This is a genomic window from Mesorhizobium sp. B2-7-1, assembly GCF_006440735.1.
Lineage (GTDB): Bacteria > Pseudomonadota > Alphaproteobacteria > Rhizobiales > Rhizobiaceae > Mesorhizobium.
This window is the reverse complement of sequence record NZ_VFUA01000149.1, coordinates 1-13,460: the sequence shown is the minus strand read 5'-3', so window position 1 is coordinate 13,460 and position 13,460 is coordinate 1. Positions and strand designations below refer to the sequence as shown.

General features: G+C 63.5%; 16 protein-coding genes, 1 other RNA gene and 1 pseudogene. 10 read left to right on the top strand and 8 right to left on the bottom strand.

Annotation, left to right across the window (positions count from 1 at the left end; translation table 11 throughout):
* Positions 1-672, top strand: a pseudogene (locus tag FJ471_RS32175) (AsmA protein); the annotation flags it as partial.
* A 784-nt stretch (positions 673-1,456) separates the two neighbouring features.
* Here FJ471_RS32175 and FJ471_RS32165 read toward each other — a convergent pair.
* A complete protein-coding gene (locus FJ471_RS32165; RefSeq protein ID WP_140809565.1) occupies positions 1,457-1,885 on the bottom strand; it encodes a helix-turn-helix domain-containing protein in 429 nt (142 codons plus the stop codon).
* Between the two features lie 169 nt (positions 1,886-2,054).
* Between FJ471_RS32165 and FJ471_RS32160 the strand changes: the two genes are divergently transcribed.
* Positions 2,055-3,860: a chloride channel protein gene (locus FJ471_RS32160; protein ID WP_140809563.1), complete on the top strand. Its 1,806-nt coding sequence runs from the start codon at positions 2,055-2,057 to the stop codon at positions 3,858-3,860.
* Between the two features lie 97 nt (positions 3,861-3,957).
* Here FJ471_RS32160 and FJ471_RS32155 read toward each other — a convergent pair whose 3' ends face one another.
* The 4 genes from FJ471_RS32155 to FJ471_RS32140 all read right to left on the bottom strand — a co-directional run bounded on the left by FJ471_RS32155 (position 3,958) and on the right by FJ471_RS32140 (position 5,731).
* Positions 3,958-4,185 carry a ribbon-helix-helix domain-containing protein gene (locus FJ471_RS32155; protein ID WP_140809561.1) on the bottom strand — a complete coding sequence of 76 codons (228 nt, stop codon included), beginning with the start codon at positions 4,183-4,185 and terminating at the stop codon, positions 3,958-3,960.
* An 8-nt stretch (positions 4,186-4,193) separates the two neighbouring features.
* Positions 4,194-4,391, bottom strand: coding sequence for a DUF4169 family protein (locus FJ471_RS32150; RefSeq protein WP_140809557.1), 198 nt, complete (start codon positions 4,389-4,391; stop codon positions 4,194-4,196).
* Positions 4,392-4,400: 9 nt separating this feature from the next.
* A complete protein-coding gene (locus FJ471_RS32145) occupies positions 4,401-4,931 on the bottom strand; it encodes an SspB family protein (RefSeq protein ID WP_140809555.1) in 531 nt (176 codons plus the stop codon).
* 116 nt (positions 4,932-5,047) lie between these two features.
* Positions 5,048-5,731, bottom strand: a complete 684-nt coding sequence (locus FJ471_RS32140) for a TetR/AcrR family transcriptional regulator (protein ID WP_140809554.1) — start codon at positions 5,729-5,731, stop codon at positions 5,048-5,050.
* Between the two features lie 209 nt (positions 5,732-5,940).
* Between FJ471_RS32140 and FJ471_RS32135 the strand changes: the two genes are divergently transcribed.
* From FJ471_RS32135 to FJ471_RS32120, 4 genes are all read left to right on the top strand, one after another.
* On the top strand, positions 5,941-7,146 hold the full coding sequence (locus FJ471_RS32135) for a multidrug effflux MFS transporter (RefSeq protein ID WP_140809551.1): 1,206 nt from the start codon (positions 5,941-5,943) through the stop codon (positions 7,144-7,146).
* A gap of 251 nt (positions 7,147-7,397) precedes the next feature.
* The gene (locus FJ471_RS32130) at positions 7,398-7,724 is read left to right on the top strand and encodes a PadR family transcriptional regulator (RefSeq protein WP_140809549.1); all 327 of its coding nucleotides are present in this window, start codon (positions 7,398-7,400) and stop codon (positions 7,722-7,724) included.
* Positions 7,721-8,287: a DUF1700 domain-containing protein gene (locus FJ471_RS32125; RefSeq protein WP_140809547.1), complete on the top strand. Its 567-nt coding sequence runs from the start codon at positions 7,721-7,723 to the stop codon at positions 8,285-8,287. Before FJ471_RS32130 ends, FJ471_RS32125 begins: the two co-directional genes overlap by 4 nt.
* Before the next feature lie 43 nt (positions 8,288-8,330).
* Positions 8,331-9,038 (top strand): DUF2807 domain-containing protein, encoded by a 708-nt coding sequence (locus FJ471_RS32120; protein WP_181179886.1) that lies wholly within the window; start codon positions 8,331-8,333, stop codon positions 9,036-9,038.
* 16 nt (positions 9,039-9,054) lie between these two features.
* Here FJ471_RS32120 and FJ471_RS32115 read toward each other — a convergent pair whose 3' ends face one another.
* Both FJ471_RS32115 and ssrA read right to left on the bottom strand, forming a co-directional pair.
* On the bottom strand, positions 9,055-9,606 hold the full coding sequence (locus FJ471_RS32115; protein WP_140809543.1) for an AAA family ATPase: 552 nt from the start codon (positions 9,604-9,606) through the stop codon (positions 9,055-9,057).
* A 101-nt stretch (positions 9,607-9,707) separates the two neighbouring features.
* Positions 9,708-10,069: a transfer-messenger RNA gene (gene ssrA, locus FJ471_RS32110) on the bottom strand.
* Between the two features lie 168 nt (positions 10,070-10,237).
* Here ssrA and FJ471_RS32105 point away from each other — a divergent pair.
* Positions 10,238-10,549 (top strand): DUF2853 family protein, encoded by a 312-nt coding sequence (locus FJ471_RS32105; protein ID WP_140809541.1) that lies wholly within the window; start codon positions 10,238-10,240, stop codon positions 10,547-10,549.
* Between the two features lie 143 nt (positions 10,550-10,692).
* Positions 10,693-11,487, top strand: a complete 795-nt coding sequence (locus tag FJ471_RS32100; protein ID WP_140809539.1) for a thymidylate synthase — start codon at positions 10,693-10,695, stop codon at positions 11,485-11,487.
* Between the two features lie 166 nt (positions 11,488-11,653).
* Here the strand turns inward: FJ471_RS32100 and FJ471_RS32095 are convergent, their stop codons facing one another.
* Positions 11,654-11,863, bottom strand: a complete 210-nt coding sequence (locus FJ471_RS32095) for a molybdopterin-binding protein (protein WP_140809537.1) — start codon at positions 11,861-11,863, stop codon at positions 11,654-11,656.
* Between the two features lie 167 nt (positions 11,864-12,030).
* Between FJ471_RS32095 and modA the strand changes: the two genes are divergently transcribed.
* Positions 12,031-12,825: a molybdate ABC transporter substrate-binding protein gene (gene modA, locus FJ471_RS32090; RefSeq protein WP_140809535.1), complete on the top strand. Its 795-nt coding sequence runs from the start codon at positions 12,031-12,033 to the stop codon at positions 12,823-12,825.
* A 22-nt stretch (positions 12,826-12,847) separates the two neighbouring features.
* Positions 12,848-13,460: molybdate ABC transporter permease subunit (modB, locus tag FJ471_RS32085; RefSeq protein ID WP_246684886.1), on the top strand; the 613-nt coding region annotated here is incomplete at its 3' end.

Sequence of the window (13,460 nt, the reverse complement as noted above, 5' to 3'; positions counted from 1 at the left end):
CCCGGCGACGAGGCGCTGGTCGGCTCCGAACCTGCCGTCAATTTCAGCCTGGCCGGCCCGCTCGGGGCGACCGCACCCCAATTCGACAGCGGTCCGCTGGCGCAATTCCTGACGCAGCGCGCGCTGGAAAAAGAACAGCAGCGAGTCGAGGCGATGCAGGCGGCACTGCTCGAGAAGCAGCGGCTGCGGCGCGAGGTGCGCTACTACGCGGCGCTGCAGACGGAGCGCGACAACGCGGCCGAGGAGCTGCGCCGGCAAGAGGAAGAGGCGCGGCAGAAGGCCGAGGCGGAAGCCAAGGCGAAAGCCGAAGCTGAAGCGCAGGCACAGGCGGAAGCCGAGGCAAAGGCCAAGGCCGACGAAGAGGCGAGGGCGAAAGCGGAAGCCGACGCCAAGGCGCAGGCCGACGCGGATGCCAAGGCGAAGGCCGATGCACAAGCGAAGGCCGAGGCCGAGCAGCGGGCCGCGGACGAGGCGGCCAAGGCGCAGGCGGAAGCCGATCGCAAGAAGGCGGAGCAGGCGAAGCTGGAAGCAGCACGCAAGGCGGCCGAGCAAACGCGCAAGGTCGACGGATCGCTGCCCGGCGTCAATGACGGTTCGACCCCGGCACCTGCGAAGCCGAAGGCCAATCCGTTCACGATCGACAATCTTTTGAAGTCGCTCGACGGCGGTTGAGCTTCACGTCACACGCTTGGCGGACCTGGTTCCCCAGCACAGGGATTTGACCGGTCGGTTCTGTTTGCGTTGGCAGGTGGCATGCCTTGGAGATTGGACGAAACGCCCACCTAATTCGCAAAATGACCCAAAGCGACGTCACCTGCATCTCTAAGTCAGATGGAAGGCTCCCACGCACCAATCAGATGCGACGCTTCGTGATCCCCCGGCCACCGAGGCATTGAGATGCAGATGAACTTGAAGGGGGTGTCACCGACGTTTCTGTATTGAAAGGCGGTGCCAACTGTATGTCGACAGACACTCCGGGCACGAGCGCCGTCACACGCTCTTCTGTCTCGTCCCTTCGCCAGATTTCTCCCGCTCCCTCCAACACGTACCAGAACTCACTGACCGTCGCGTGAATCGTTGCTCTATTAATCTGACGGGGCGGCGCGGTGCTGTGGATCATATTCCCAGTAGCGCCGTCCATGATGAAACGGATATCTGCCCCTGCCGGTGATTTTGCGTCAGGCGCGGAAGAAAGAGTAGTTTCTTTCACCGAATATTCCTCAAGTTGAAGCGGCCGTCTCCGGACGAGCGAGACAGTGCCGATGATAGGTTCGTCCTGCATTGTGAATGCTATAGTCGCAAATGCGGCATGCTGCAGGGTTGAACAGGTTGGGAGTGTGTCCGTTATTGGCGCATTTCGGAAGTCCACCCGACGCTTCGCGACTACCGGATAGCGGACACTCGAGAACCGGCCCCGGCGTTTATGAGTTCACGGCCTAGTTGAATATCTTGGCGCCTACGACTCTTCCTGGCGCGGGAGCAGACGCCGCAGCACTGGCTCGATGCGCGAAAGCTCGTCGAGATGCGCGGCCGACAAGTCGGCCAGGTGGTCGTTGGCCAAAGAGGTGAGCTGCAGCAAGACACGGCGGTGATCGCTCTTGTCCTGGTCGCGAATGACCAGGCCTGCCTCGGCAAGGCGGTTCACCAGTTCCACCGCGCTGTGGTGGCGGATGCGCAGCCGCTCGGCGAGATCGCCCACAGCCACCGGTCCGCCGCTAGGAAATCCCTTGATCGCCAGCAACGCCTGGTGCTGGCGCGGCGTGAGGCCCGCCTCATTCGCCTGGGCCTGGCTGAATTCGAGAAAGCGGCGGATCAGGTAACGGAACTGCGACAGCCGCTGGTAGTCGGCCTGGCTGATGGCGGGGCGTGGTTTCGGCGGCGTCATTCCCCGACTTATGGTCCTTTCCCGCAAAAGCTCAACAGGCCGTCGCGATCCCTGTGCAAAATGACGCGGCGCAGCGTTCGAAACGACTTGAAGATTTATATCGTATTACGATATGAGGCCAGCTGAAACCGGACGACCTTCGCGCCGCCAGAAAGTTCAGGCTCCCAAAATGAAATCCGCTCACGCCGGCAACGGCCATCTTCGCGACTTCACGACCGATCCGCGCGTGCTCCTCATCGCCGCCATCGCCGTGGTGGTGGCGACCGCCGGGCTCCTTGCCGGCATCGTGCTCCTGAAGCTCATCAGGCTTGCCACCAACATCGCCTATTTCGGCCAGTTCTCGCTGGCCGACCTCAAGCTCGAGGATACGCCGCTTGGGCTCGCCGCCGTGATCGTGCCGGTGGTCGGCGCGCTGATCATCGGCCTGATGGCGCGCTTCGGCAGCGAGAAGATCCGCGGCCACGGCATTCCCGAGGCCATCGAAGCGATCCTTCTCGGACGCTCGCGGCTCGACGCCAAGGTCGCGGTGCTGAAGCCGCTGTCTTCGGCGATCTCGATCGGCTCGGGCGGACCGTTCGGCGCCGAAGGCCCGATCATCATGACCGGCGGCGCCATCGGCTCGCTGATCGCGCAGATGCTGCCGGTCAGCGACAATGAGCGCAAGACGCTGCTGGTGGCGGGCGCGGCGGCCGGCATGACGACGGTGTTCGGCACGCCGATCGCCGCCATCATGCTTGCCGTCGAGCTGCTCCTGTTCGAGTGGACGCCGCGCAGCTTCATCCCTGTCGCCGTCGCCGCGATCGTCGCGGAAGTCGAGCGCACCCTGCTGCACCTGCCGAGTCCGATCTTTCCGTTCTCCGGGACCATGGATTCATCGATCGCCGGGCTGGGCGGCTGGGTGCTGGTCGGCATCGCCGCCGGGCTGCTTTCGGGACTGCTGACGCAATTGGTCTATGCCTGCGAGGACGCCTTCCTGAAGCTGCCGATACACTGGATGTGGTGGCCGATGATCGGCGGCCTGGTGGTCGGCATCGGCGGGCTGATCGAGCCGCACGCGCTTGGCGTCGGCTACGACAACATCGCCAACATGCTCGACGGCCGCACGGTCGCCACCGCCGCGCTGCTGCTTCTGGTGGTGAAGGCCGTCATCTGGGCGGTCGCGCTGGGGTCGGGAACCTCGGGCGGCGTGTTGGCGCCGCTGCTCATCATGGGCGGCGCGATGGGAGCGGTGCTTTCGGGCATCCTGCCCGAGGCGAGCCCCGGCTTCTGGCCGCTGCTGGCGATGGCGGCGACCATGGGCGGCACCATGCGCGCGCCGCTGACCGCGACTTTCTTCGCCACCGAACTCACCGGCAACACGCATGTGCTGGTGCCGCTGATCGCGGCCTGCGCCACCGCGCACGCCGTCACCGTGCTGTTGATGAAGCGCTCGATCCTGACCGAGAAAGTGGCGCGGCGCGGGCATCACCTCGTGCGCGAATACCGCGTCGATCCTTTCGCCCTGACCAGGGTCAATGAAGTGATGACGACCAAGGTCGAGAGCGTGCCGGCGACGATGACGCTGCATGGCGCGGCAACGTTCCTGACCGCGCCGGACACGCGGCATCCGAGCTTTCCGGTGATCAATGAAGCGGGGCATGTGCTCGGCGTCATCGATCCGCCGGCGATCCTGCGCTGGCGTCGTAACGGCAAGCACCGCAATGCGACCCTCGGCGAACTGCTCGCCGGCAGCAAGATCACGCTCGCTTATCCGGACGAATATCTGGAGGCGCTTTCCGACAAGCTGCTGCTTGCCAATGTCTCGCACCTGCCGGTGGTCTCACGCGAGGATGAACGGCTCATCGGTTATATCGGCTGGAAAGACATGATGCGGGTGCGGTCGAAAAAGCAGGCGGAGGAGCGGGACCGCACCGCCTTGCTCAGCTTTGGCGCAAAGCGCAAGGCGCAAAAAGGCGTCAGCGACAGCGCGGCCTAGAGCAATTCCAGGAAAAATGTGAGCGGTTTTCCGTCCGGAATTGCTTCAAAACAAGAAGATAGAGCGGTTCGCCGTTTCGGTGAAACGGTGAAACGCTCTAGGTCGCGTTGCCGCCGCGTTTCGCCCAGGCCAGCACATAGAGCCTCAGCGCGGATGACAGGTTGGCGTCGCGGGTACGCGTCTCGTCGATCTCCGCGACCAGGGCCGCGAGCGACAGCGACCGTTGCGCGGCGATGGCGATGAGGTCGTCATAAAAAGGCTGTTCCAGGGAAAAGCTGGTGCGGTGACCGCGGATCGTTACCGAACGTTTTTCGACCGCGGCCATTGTCGGACTCAGCGCTTGCCGGGGTCGTCGGGCTTTTCCCGGCGATGGCCGACCACGAATTTCTCGGCCTTTTCCGAGGCCAGCCGGTCACGCTCGCGTTCCGTCTTCGATCGGCCGTGCAGCGCCCGGTTCTCGCCGGCCTGGCGTTCTTTCTCGATGCGCGCTTTCTGCTTGCGGGCCTGGCGGAGATTGACGACCTCGCCCATGGCGCCGGGCTACTTCTTGCGGAAGGCGTCGAGCGAAACGACGTCGGCGCCCTTGCCGCCTGTCTCGGCGACCGCTGGCTTCTTTTCGGCCTCGGCGGCCTTCTTCTTCGTTTCCGCCTTCTTCTCGGGGACGACCGCGATCGGCTCGGGCGCCGGAGCGGCGGCCTCGTCTTCGGCGCTCTCCGTCTTGACGTCGAATTCGAGCTCGAAATTGACCGATGGATCGTAGAAGCCGCGCACGGCGGAGAAGGGGATCTCCAGCTTCTCCGGCACGTCGGAGAAGGAAAGCCCGACCTCGAAGCCGGCATCCGTCACCTTGAGGTCCCAATACTGAAACTGGATGACGATGGTCATCTGCTCGGGATAGCGCTCGCGCAGCCTGGACGAGATGCGCACGCCGGGCGCGCCGGTCAGGAAGGTGATGAAGAAATGATGATTGCCCGGAAGGCCGGTGCGCGCGACCTCGGCCAGGACCTTGCGCATCACGCCGCGCAGAGCCTCCTGGGCCAGAATATCGTAACGGATGTGGTCGTCGGCCATCTGATGGTCGGGTTCCGTTGAATCGTCCGCATAGCTGTAATCAAGCTTGGGCGCGGCGTAAACCGCATATAGGCGCAAAGGCGTGAGGCCAAGGGGGGTGCCGGCGATTTGATCGCTCAGGCGTGAACGAGCGCTGCCTGTTTGCCGGCTGGCGACTTCTTCCCGGCGAAGGCGCCGAGAAAGGTCCGCACGCCGTTGGTGGCGGAGCGCAGCACCTCTTCCTCGGTCGGCATGCCGCCCAGCATGAAAGTGATCTGAAGCTCGGCGTTGACGAGGGCGAGGAACTGACGTGCCGCGACGTCGGGATCGCCGATCGACAGATGCCCGGCGAAGGCAAGCCGGGCGAAGCGCGCGGCAAGCGCCGACCAGGTGCGGCTCGGGCCCTGTTGGCGCCATTCGGCAAACAGTTCCGGATAACGCTCGCCTTCGGCCTGGATCAGCTTGCGCAGGAAACGGCCGTCGCGGTTGCAGATGCAGTTGCGGTTCATGCGCACGGCAAAGGCGATGAGATCAGCTTCCAGGTCCGTGGGCTGGTCGGGGAAACTGGCGATGGTGGCGAAGATGCCGGCATTGCAGCGCTCCGTCAGGTCGCGCACGACGGCGACGAAAAGCTTTTCCTTATCGCCGTGATGGTTGTAGACGGTCTGGCGCGAGACGCCGGCCTCGGCCGCGATCAGGTCGATATTGGCGCCGGCATAACCTTCGCGGCAGAAGACGGAAGCGGCTGCATCCACCACCGACACGCGCTTGGCCTCATGGCTGCGTGGCGGGAAAGTGTCAGGAGAAACGCCGTGCTTCATGAAAATCTATATAGCGGTGATTGACGAATTGGACAAGCCTGTCTAAATTTGTGGACACAACAAAGGGGAATCCCGCTGGAGAGACGAATATGTTCGCCCTGACAGGCGAATGAATTCGCTCTGGACTGTAGGATTTCCCACGGGATGGAACGTCCTGGGTTCAGACGCCGGTATTTGCGGCGACAACCAGATCCGAAAAGAGCCTTATCATGAGTCCTAAATTCCTCCGCATCGCGGTCGTGCTCGGCTTGTTGTCCGCGATCGGCCCATTTGCGATCGATATGTATCTGCCCGCGCTGCCTTCGATCGGCCAGGATCTGCATGCCGGCACGGCCGCCGTGCAGATGAGCCTTCTGATCTTCTTCCTGTCGATGGGGTTCGGGCAGATCGTCGTCGGCCCGATCTCCGACATGGTCGGCCGCAAGGCGCCGCTTTATGCCGGCCTCGCGCTGTTCATGGTCGGCGGCGTCGGCTCGGCGATGGCGCCGACCATCGAGTGGCTGATCGCCTTCCGCTTCCTGCAAGGCCTCGGCGCCAGTGCCGGCATGGCGGTGCCGCGCGCCATCGTGCGCGACCTGCATACCGGCAACGAGGCCGCCAAGCTGATGTCGCTTCTGATGCTGGTGTTCTCGGTGTCGCCGATCCTGGCGCCGCTGACCGGCAGCCAGATCATCGAGAGTTTTGGTTGGCGCGCCGTGTTCTGGACGGTGACGGGCGCGGCGGCGCTTGCAACGATCCTGCTCGCCACCTCGCTCAAGGAAACCCGCCCGGTCGAGGAGCGCGCCGGCTCGTCCTTCGGCACGGCGCTTGCCGGCTACCGCTACCTGATGGGCGACCGCAACTTCCTCGGCCTTGTGGCGATCGCGGGCTTCGGCATTGCGAGCTTCTTCGTCTATCTGTCGAGCTCGTCCTTCATCCTGATCGACCACTACGGCCTGTCGCCCTCGGTCTACAGCGTGTTCTTCTCGATCAACGCTGTCGCCTTCATCGGCATGTCGCAGCTGACCGGGATGCTCGCCGACCGCTTTGGCTTGAAGCGCGTCGTCTGGGTGGCGGTCACCGGCTATGCCACGGTCATGGTGGCGCTGTTCGCCATCATGGCCTCGGGCGTCGACCGGCTCGACGTGATGGCCGCACTGCTCTTCGTCGGCTACGGCTTCCTTGGCCTGGTCATCCCGACCACCTCGGTGCTGGCGATGGAAGAGCATGGCGAGATCGCCGGCACGGCCTCGGCGCTGATGGGCACGCTGCATTTCGCCATCGGCGCGCTGGCGATGGGCGTTGCCGGCATCTTCTTCGACGGCACGCCGCTGCCGATGGTGGCCGGCATCACGCTCTGCGCGGTGATCTCCTTCGCGCTGGCCAAGCTGACGCTCGGCCGCGCACGCGAAGCGGTCGAAGCGCCGGCCGAATAGGCAATAGCAGACAAGACAGGAAAGGCCGGGCTTGCCTGGCCTTTTTTCGTTTCAGGCTCTTCACCACTGGCAAACCCCAGTCCTTTCCACGCCTTCGTTCGCGGTCGGCCCTCCATCGGTAATGTCCGTTTGAGAACCCGCCGCGCCTAATCGGCTTGGCTGCTGTCACACGCCGCTATCACTTTTAAGTTGGTACCTTGTAATAAAAGATACCTGCCTATATATCGTACTGGAGACGGCGGGAGTGACCATTGACCGATCCAAATGACGTCCAGCTGAAGAAGGGGGCGCTCGAATTGTGTGTGCTCGCCTTGCTCGCCCGACGCGAAAGCTACGCCTATGAGATCGCCAGCACGCTTGCCGAGCGTGTCGGCATGGGGGAAGGGACGATCTATCCGCTGATGCGGCGCATGCAGAGCGACGGGCTCGTCGAGACGTGGCTGGTCGAATCGACGAGCGGGCCCCCTCGCAAATACTACCGGCTCACCCCGGCCGGCAGGGCCGCCTACGAAGCGCGCAGCCAGGAATGGCGGAGCTTTGTCGATGCCGTCGACCTGTTCCTTGGAGAGATGCAATGAGCCGCGATTCGTTCCTTGTTTCCCTGCGCGCCAGCCTGGCCGGACTGCCTTCGGCCGAAGTCGACGAAATCGTCGCCGACTACGCTGCCCATTTCGACGAGGCGCGGGCTTCCGGGCGCAGCGAAGAGGATGTCGCCCAGGCGCTTGGCGACCCGGCGCGGCTCGGGCGGGAGTTGCGGGCGGAAGCCGGGATCCGCCGCTGGGAGCATGATCGTGGCCCGGCCGGCATCGTTGCCGCGCTGCTTGCGCTGACCGGTCTCGCGGCCTTCGACATCTTGCTGCTGCTGCCGGTCCTCATCGTCTTCTGCTGCGTTGCGCTCGGCATCGGCATTGCCGCGCTGGCGCTGGGGGTCGCGAGCGTCGGGCTGCTGTTGAGCGTCGTGCCGTTCTGGCATTTCGCGTCGTGGAGCATGGCGTTCGCGCGGCTGCTGGCGGCCGTCGGCCTTGCCGCCGCCAGCATCGGCCTCGGCTCGCTGCTGCTGTTGGGCCTCAACATCGGGGTCAAGCTCCTGGGGGACTATGCGCGACTGCACTACCGGCTGGTCAAACCATCCCAGCCTTGAATCATCCTGTGGCGCGCCGCCACACAGAGAGAACAGGTGCAACATGAACAAGACGCTTGCCTGGACAGCCGTGCTGTCCATCGCCGTGGCCGTGGTTTGTCTGTCGCTGGCGCATTCGATCGCCGGCAACGACTGGCGAGGCGGCCGATGGTGGAATTTTGTGTCCAGCTGCCCCAGTTCCGGCGATGCAACCAAGCCGGGATCGGTCACGCTGGCCTGGGAGCCGGTCGGCAGCGAGTTCCAGATCGCGCTTCCGGCGACGGTCACCTATCAGCCGGGCACGCCGTCCCAGGCTATCGTCAGCGGCGATCCCGAGGCGGTTTCGCATGTTCGCCTCTCCGGCAATGTGCTGGCCTTCGACGACGGCTTCGATTGTGACGACCTGCCGGTCAGCGTCCAGCTTACCGGTCCCGCCGTGCCCAAATGGAGGTTGAGCGGCAGCGGCAGGCTCGAGCTTTCCGCTCTTGCCCAGGAGGCGCTGGACCTGCGTATCAGCGGCAGCGGCGACGTGCGCGCCAGCGGCAGCGTCCAGGATCTCTCCTTGCGTATCTCGGGCTCGGGCTCGGGCGACTTTGGCAAGCTCGCGGCCAAGACCGCCAGTATCCAGATCAGCGGCAGCGGCGACGCCGATGTCGCTCCGCAGGACCAGGCCGACATCCGCGTGTCGGGCAGCGGCAATGTGAAGGTCCATGGCAACCCGAAGATCAGCTCGCATGTCAGCGGGAGCGGCAGGGTGGAGACGGTGCCGTGAGCGGCCGCAAGGCCGCTCAGACCGCACTCCGATCGAGGACGAAGCGCACCCGTTCCTCGACCGGGGCGAGAGGCAACGGCACCAGTTCGTAACCGAGCTCCGCATAGACGCCGGTCACCGAGCGGAATGTGCGCCCGGCCTCGTCGAGCGTCTGCTTGCGCTCCTCGTCCTGGGTGAAGATCTCCGGCCAGGGCGGCGCGACGAAGACACGGCGCGCGTAGCGGAATTTCCGCGCAGCGCTTGCGACGTGGTCGGGCACCGGCAGGCCGCAGAGCCTGAGATAGCCGATCGTGTCGGGCGCGCCGCGGTCGAAGAAGATTGGGCCGGGCGGTTTGGCACGCGCGGCGTGCCAGGAGCGCAGCTCCCACGACAGCATCAGCTCGGCAAAAAGCGTGCGGTCCCGCCAGGGAAGGGCAGGGCCGTCGATGGCCATCTGGTCGCGGATGATGCCGCGTCCGGCTTCGGGGGCTGTCGCGAAGCCCTGGGCCCGCAGCGCCTCGATCAAGGTGGTCTTGCCGGAACCTGGACCGCCGGTCAGCACGAAGAATCGGTCGCAATCGTTTTGCATCGCTGTCCATGGATGATGGACGGCAAGGCTGCACGCCGCGCATCGAGCGCCGGACGAGCCTTGGCCGTGCGGTTGGTCTGGGAAGAAGCAAAGAGGGGGAAGGTGGAGGTTTCTGTTGCCAGGTACCTCCGAACCCCGCCTAGAAGTGCGAACCGCTAGGACTTGATTTGAAGCGTTCGCGCCGCATTAAGCAGCGAGACGAGCTTCCGCATAGTTGTCGTTGGCAACTATAAGTTTAGCCCGATGACGGTGGTACAATGCCGGGCAAAAGTACGATCTTTACACCTTCGTCGATCCTATTTCGCCCCCAGCAAAAGCCGCTCCCATTTAGGAGAGCGGTTTTTGGTGGAGGCGCCGGGTACCGCCCCCGGGTCCGAACGGCTTATTTCATCGCCTGTTTATCGCCATAGTCGATCAAGCCGACGAAGCGAATATAGGGACCGATAACGGAAAAAGAAAGGCCAAACCGGCGCTTATCCGGCTATGCCAAACTGTGCAGCCAAGGGTTGACTTGCGCGCCCAGTCAATCAAATCTCGCTCCCGGTGAGGAGTCTCTGACTTAGCGCACAGGTTGCGTAGCGCGCCACAACCCTCACCGATCGGATCGGTGGCGCCGACGAGGGGAAGTTTGATGGCCGACTATCTTGCGGATGTGAAGAAATACGATGCCGGCGCCAGCGCCGATACGGTCGATAAGATCGTCAAGCATCTGGGCATTGCGCTCAGGAACCGCGATTCCTCGCTGGTGTCCTGCACCGACCCGAAGGAACTCGACCGCGTGCGGGAGAACTGGATCGGCAAGAAGCTCGGCATCGCGGATGCCGCAAAGGCCAACGCATCGATCGAGAAGACCTGCAAGGCGATGCATGCCGACAACACCAAAAGCCGCGTGACCTTCTATTATCTGGTCGCGAAGGATCTCGGCAAACTCGGCTCGCTCTGAGGCACTGCCATCCGGCGGCCGGCACGTAACCGTGCCGGCACCGTAAACTTTTGGCGCGATCCACATCCGCAGCCTGCTTTGCGGTGTTCGACGGGCTGTCAGTCGGCTATGATTGGCTGTAAGCCCGAATCGAGGCGGAGCCGATGCGCCAATATCTCGACCTGTTGAAGCACGTGCTGGAGAACGGCGCCGACCGCGGCGACCGCACCGGTACCGGCACGCGTGGGGTGTTCGGCTACCAGATGCGCTTCGACCTTTCGCGCGGCTTCCCGGTCACGACCACCAAGAAGCTGCATCTGAAGTCGATCATCCACGAGCTTTTGTGGTTCCTGGCAGGCGACACCAACATCAAATATCTCAACGACCATGGCGTCACCATCTGGGACGAATGGGCGGACGAGAACGGCGATCTCGGACCGGTCTATGGCAAGCAGTGGCGCTCATGGCCGGACGGGCATGGCGGCGAGATCGACCAGATCGCGAATCTTTTGAAAGAGATACGCAAGAATCCTAATTCACGCCGGCTGATCGTCTCGGCCTGGAACCCAGCCGAAGTCGAGGCGATGGCGCTGCCGCCCTGCCATTGCCTGTTCCAGTTCTATGTCTCGGAAGGCCGGCTCTCCTGCCAGCTTTACCAGCGCTCGGCCGATATCTTCCTCGGCGTGCCGTTCAACATCGCTTCCTATGCCTTGCTCACCATGATGGTGGCGCAGGTGACCGGGCTGAAGCCCGGCGACTTCGTCCACACGCTCGGCGACGCGCATCTTTATTCGAACCATTTCGAGCAGGCGCGCGAGCAGATGCGGCGTACGCCCAAGGCCTTGCCGACAATGTGGATCAATCCGGAGGTGAAGGACCTCTTCGCCTTCCGCTTCGAGGATTTCCGGCTCGAGAATTATTTCGCGGATGCGAGCATCAAGGCGCCTATCGCCGTATGAGGTATGTTGATATTCAGGTGAGCCCGGCCTGCAAACGGCGGCTTCCTGCGCTTCCGGTGCTCACGTACTTCAAGTACGCTCCGCTCCGGTTCTCGGAAGTCACCGTTTTCGACTCGGTCTGACCTGAATCTCAACACACCTCTGGCGCCGCACTAGACTTGCGGCATCAGTCGATGCCGACCATGACGTCCGAGGCCTTGATCACCGCATAGGCCTGCTTGCCTTTCTCGAGCGCAAGGTCGGTGATCGCTTCGTTGGTGATCGAGGAGGTGACGATGACGCCGCCGCCGATATCGATCCTGACATGCGAGGTGGTGGCTCCCTTGACGATCTCGGTGACCTTACCCTTGAGGATGTTGCGGGCGCTGATCTTCATGCGTCTTTCCTTTTGAGATTCACCGTTTCGTTTCCATTCATCGTAGGCTGAGACCACGACCGCGCACAATGCCGCGACAGGTGAAAAGCCTTTCCTTGTTATGTTCATACGGATATATCGGTCCGAGGCTTTGGGCCGTACGGATTTTGAAACCAGGGAGAGACTCCATGACGGGCAAGGGTTTTGGGTTGAAGGCGATCGCTATTGGAGGTCTCACGGCAATGCTGATGGCGGCGGTTCCGGCTGCCCATGCCGACGACAAGGTGGTCGTGTTTGCCGCGGCGAGCCTCAAGGACGCGCTCGACGCCGTCAACAAGGCCTGCGAGCCGGAAGTCGGCGAGGCCGCCACCATTTCCTACGCGGCGAGCTCGGCGCTCGCCAAGCAGATCGAAGGCGGCGCGCCGGCCGATATCTTCGTCTCGGCCGATCTCGACTGGATGAAATACCTCTCCGACAAGAAGCTGACCAAGCCGGATACCGAAGTGAAGCTGCTCGGCAACCAGATCGTGCTGGTGGCGCCGAAGGATTCCACGGTCGAGACCAAGGTCGAGAAGGGCTTCGACCTCGTCAGGCTGATCGGTGACGGCAAGCTTGCCATGGGCGATTTCAAGGCCGTGCCCGCGGGCAAATACGGCAAGGCGGCGCTGGAATCGCTCGGCGTATGGTCGTCGGTCGAGGGCAAGGTCGCGCAGGCCGAGAATGTGCGCGCGGCGCTGAAGCTGGTGTCGACGGGCGAGGCGGCGCTGGGCATCGTTTACGCCACCGACGCGCATGCCGAGAAGGGCGTCAAGGTTGTCAGCACCTTCCCGGAAGATTCGCATCCGCCGATCATCTACCCGATTGCCCAGACCGCGGATTCGAAGGACAAGGATACGGTCGCTTTCCTGAAATGCGTCGAGTCGGCCAAGGCCGCCGCGCTCTTCAAGGAGCAGGGTTTCACGGTGCTCGCGCCGAGCAACTGAGAAAGACCGCGCAAACGCTACCATGAATTGGCTGCTGGACCTCACTCCCGACGAATGGAATGCGGTCCGGCTGTCGATCAAGGTGGCGACGGTGGCGATGATCGCCAGCCTGCCGCCGGGCATCCTGATAGCGCTCTTGCTCGCGCGGGGGCGTTTCTGGGGCAAGACCCTGCTCAACGGGCTGGTGCATCTGCCGCTGATCTTGCCGCCGGTGGTGACCGGCTATCTCCTCTTGCTGACCTTCGGCCGGCGTGGGCCGGCCGGCGCCTTTCTTGCCGAGCATTTCGGCATCGTCTTTTCGTTCCGGTGGACGGGCGCGGCATTGGCCTGCGTGGTCATGGGCTTTCCGTTGATGGTGCGGGCGATCCGGCTGTCGATCGAGGCTGTCGACCGCAGAATCGAGGCGGCGGCCGGCACGCTCGGCGCCAATCCGCTCTGGGTGTTCGCCACCATCACCCTACCGCTGATCCTGCCCGGCCTGATCGCCGGTGCGATCCTGTCCTTCGCCAAGGCGATGGGCGAGTTCGGCGCCACAATCACCTTCGTCTCCAACATCCCCAACGAAACGCAAAATCTGGTGGGCGTCGGCATCGGCTATCGCGCCAAGGCCGGCTGGATCACCGAGGGCTGGTGGC

Excerpts from the sequence above, each read along its gene's own strand:
- FJ471_RS32150 (WP_140809557.1), bottom strand. The coding sequence starts at position 4,391 with ATGGGCGAGGTCGTCAATCTCCGCCAGGCCCGCAAGCAGAAAGCGCGC.
- FJ471_RS32125 (WP_140809547.1), top strand. The coding sequence starts at position 7,721 with ATGAGCCGCGATTCGTTCCTTGTTTCCCTGCGCGCCAGCCTGGCCGGA.
- FJ471_RS32120 (WP_181179886.1), top strand. The coding sequence starts at position 8,331 with ATGAACAAGACGCTTGCCTGGACAGCCGTGCTGTCCATCGCCGTGGCC.
- FJ471_RS32160 (WP_140809563.1), top strand. The coding sequence starts at position 2,055 with ATGAAATCCGCTCACGCCGGCAACGGCCATCTTCGCGACTTCACGACC.
- FJ471_RS32115 (WP_140809543.1), bottom strand. The coding sequence starts at position 9,606 with ATGCAAAACGATTGCGACCGATTCTTCGTGCTGACCGGCGGTCCAGGT.
- FJ471_RS32140 (WP_140809554.1), bottom strand. The coding sequence starts at position 5,731 with ATGAAGCACGGCGTTTCTCCTGACACTTTCCCGCCACGCAGCCATGAG.
- FJ471_RS32155 (WP_140809561.1), bottom strand. The coding sequence starts at position 4,185 with ATGGCCGCGGTCGAAAAACGTTCGGTAACGATCCGCGGTCACCGCACC.
- FJ471_RS32105 (WP_140809541.1), top strand. The coding sequence starts at position 10,238 with ATGGCCGACTATCTTGCGGATGTGAAGAAATACGATGCCGGCGCCAGC.
- FJ471_RS32165 (WP_140809565.1), bottom strand. The coding sequence starts at position 1,885 with ATGACGCCGCCGAAACCACGCCCCGCCATCAGCCAGGCCGACTACCAG.
- FJ471_RS32145 (WP_140809555.1), bottom strand. The coding sequence starts at position 4,931 with ATGGCCGACGACCACATCCGTTACGATATTCTGGCCCAGGAGGCTCTG.
- FJ471_RS32095 (WP_140809537.1), bottom strand. The coding sequence starts at position 11,863 with ATGAAGATCAGCGCCCGCAACATCCTCAAGGGTAAGGTCACCGAGATC.
- FJ471_RS32135 (WP_140809551.1), top strand. The coding sequence starts at position 5,941 with ATGAGTCCTAAATTCCTCCGCATCGCGGTCGTGCTCGGCTTGTTGTCC.
- modA (WP_140809535.1), top strand. The coding sequence starts at position 12,031 with ATGACGGGCAAGGGTTTTGGGTTGAAGGCGATCGCTATTGGAGGTCTC.
- FJ471_RS32100 (WP_140809539.1), top strand. The coding sequence starts at position 10,693 with ATGCGCCAATATCTCGACCTGTTGAAGCACGTGCTGGAGAACGGCGCC.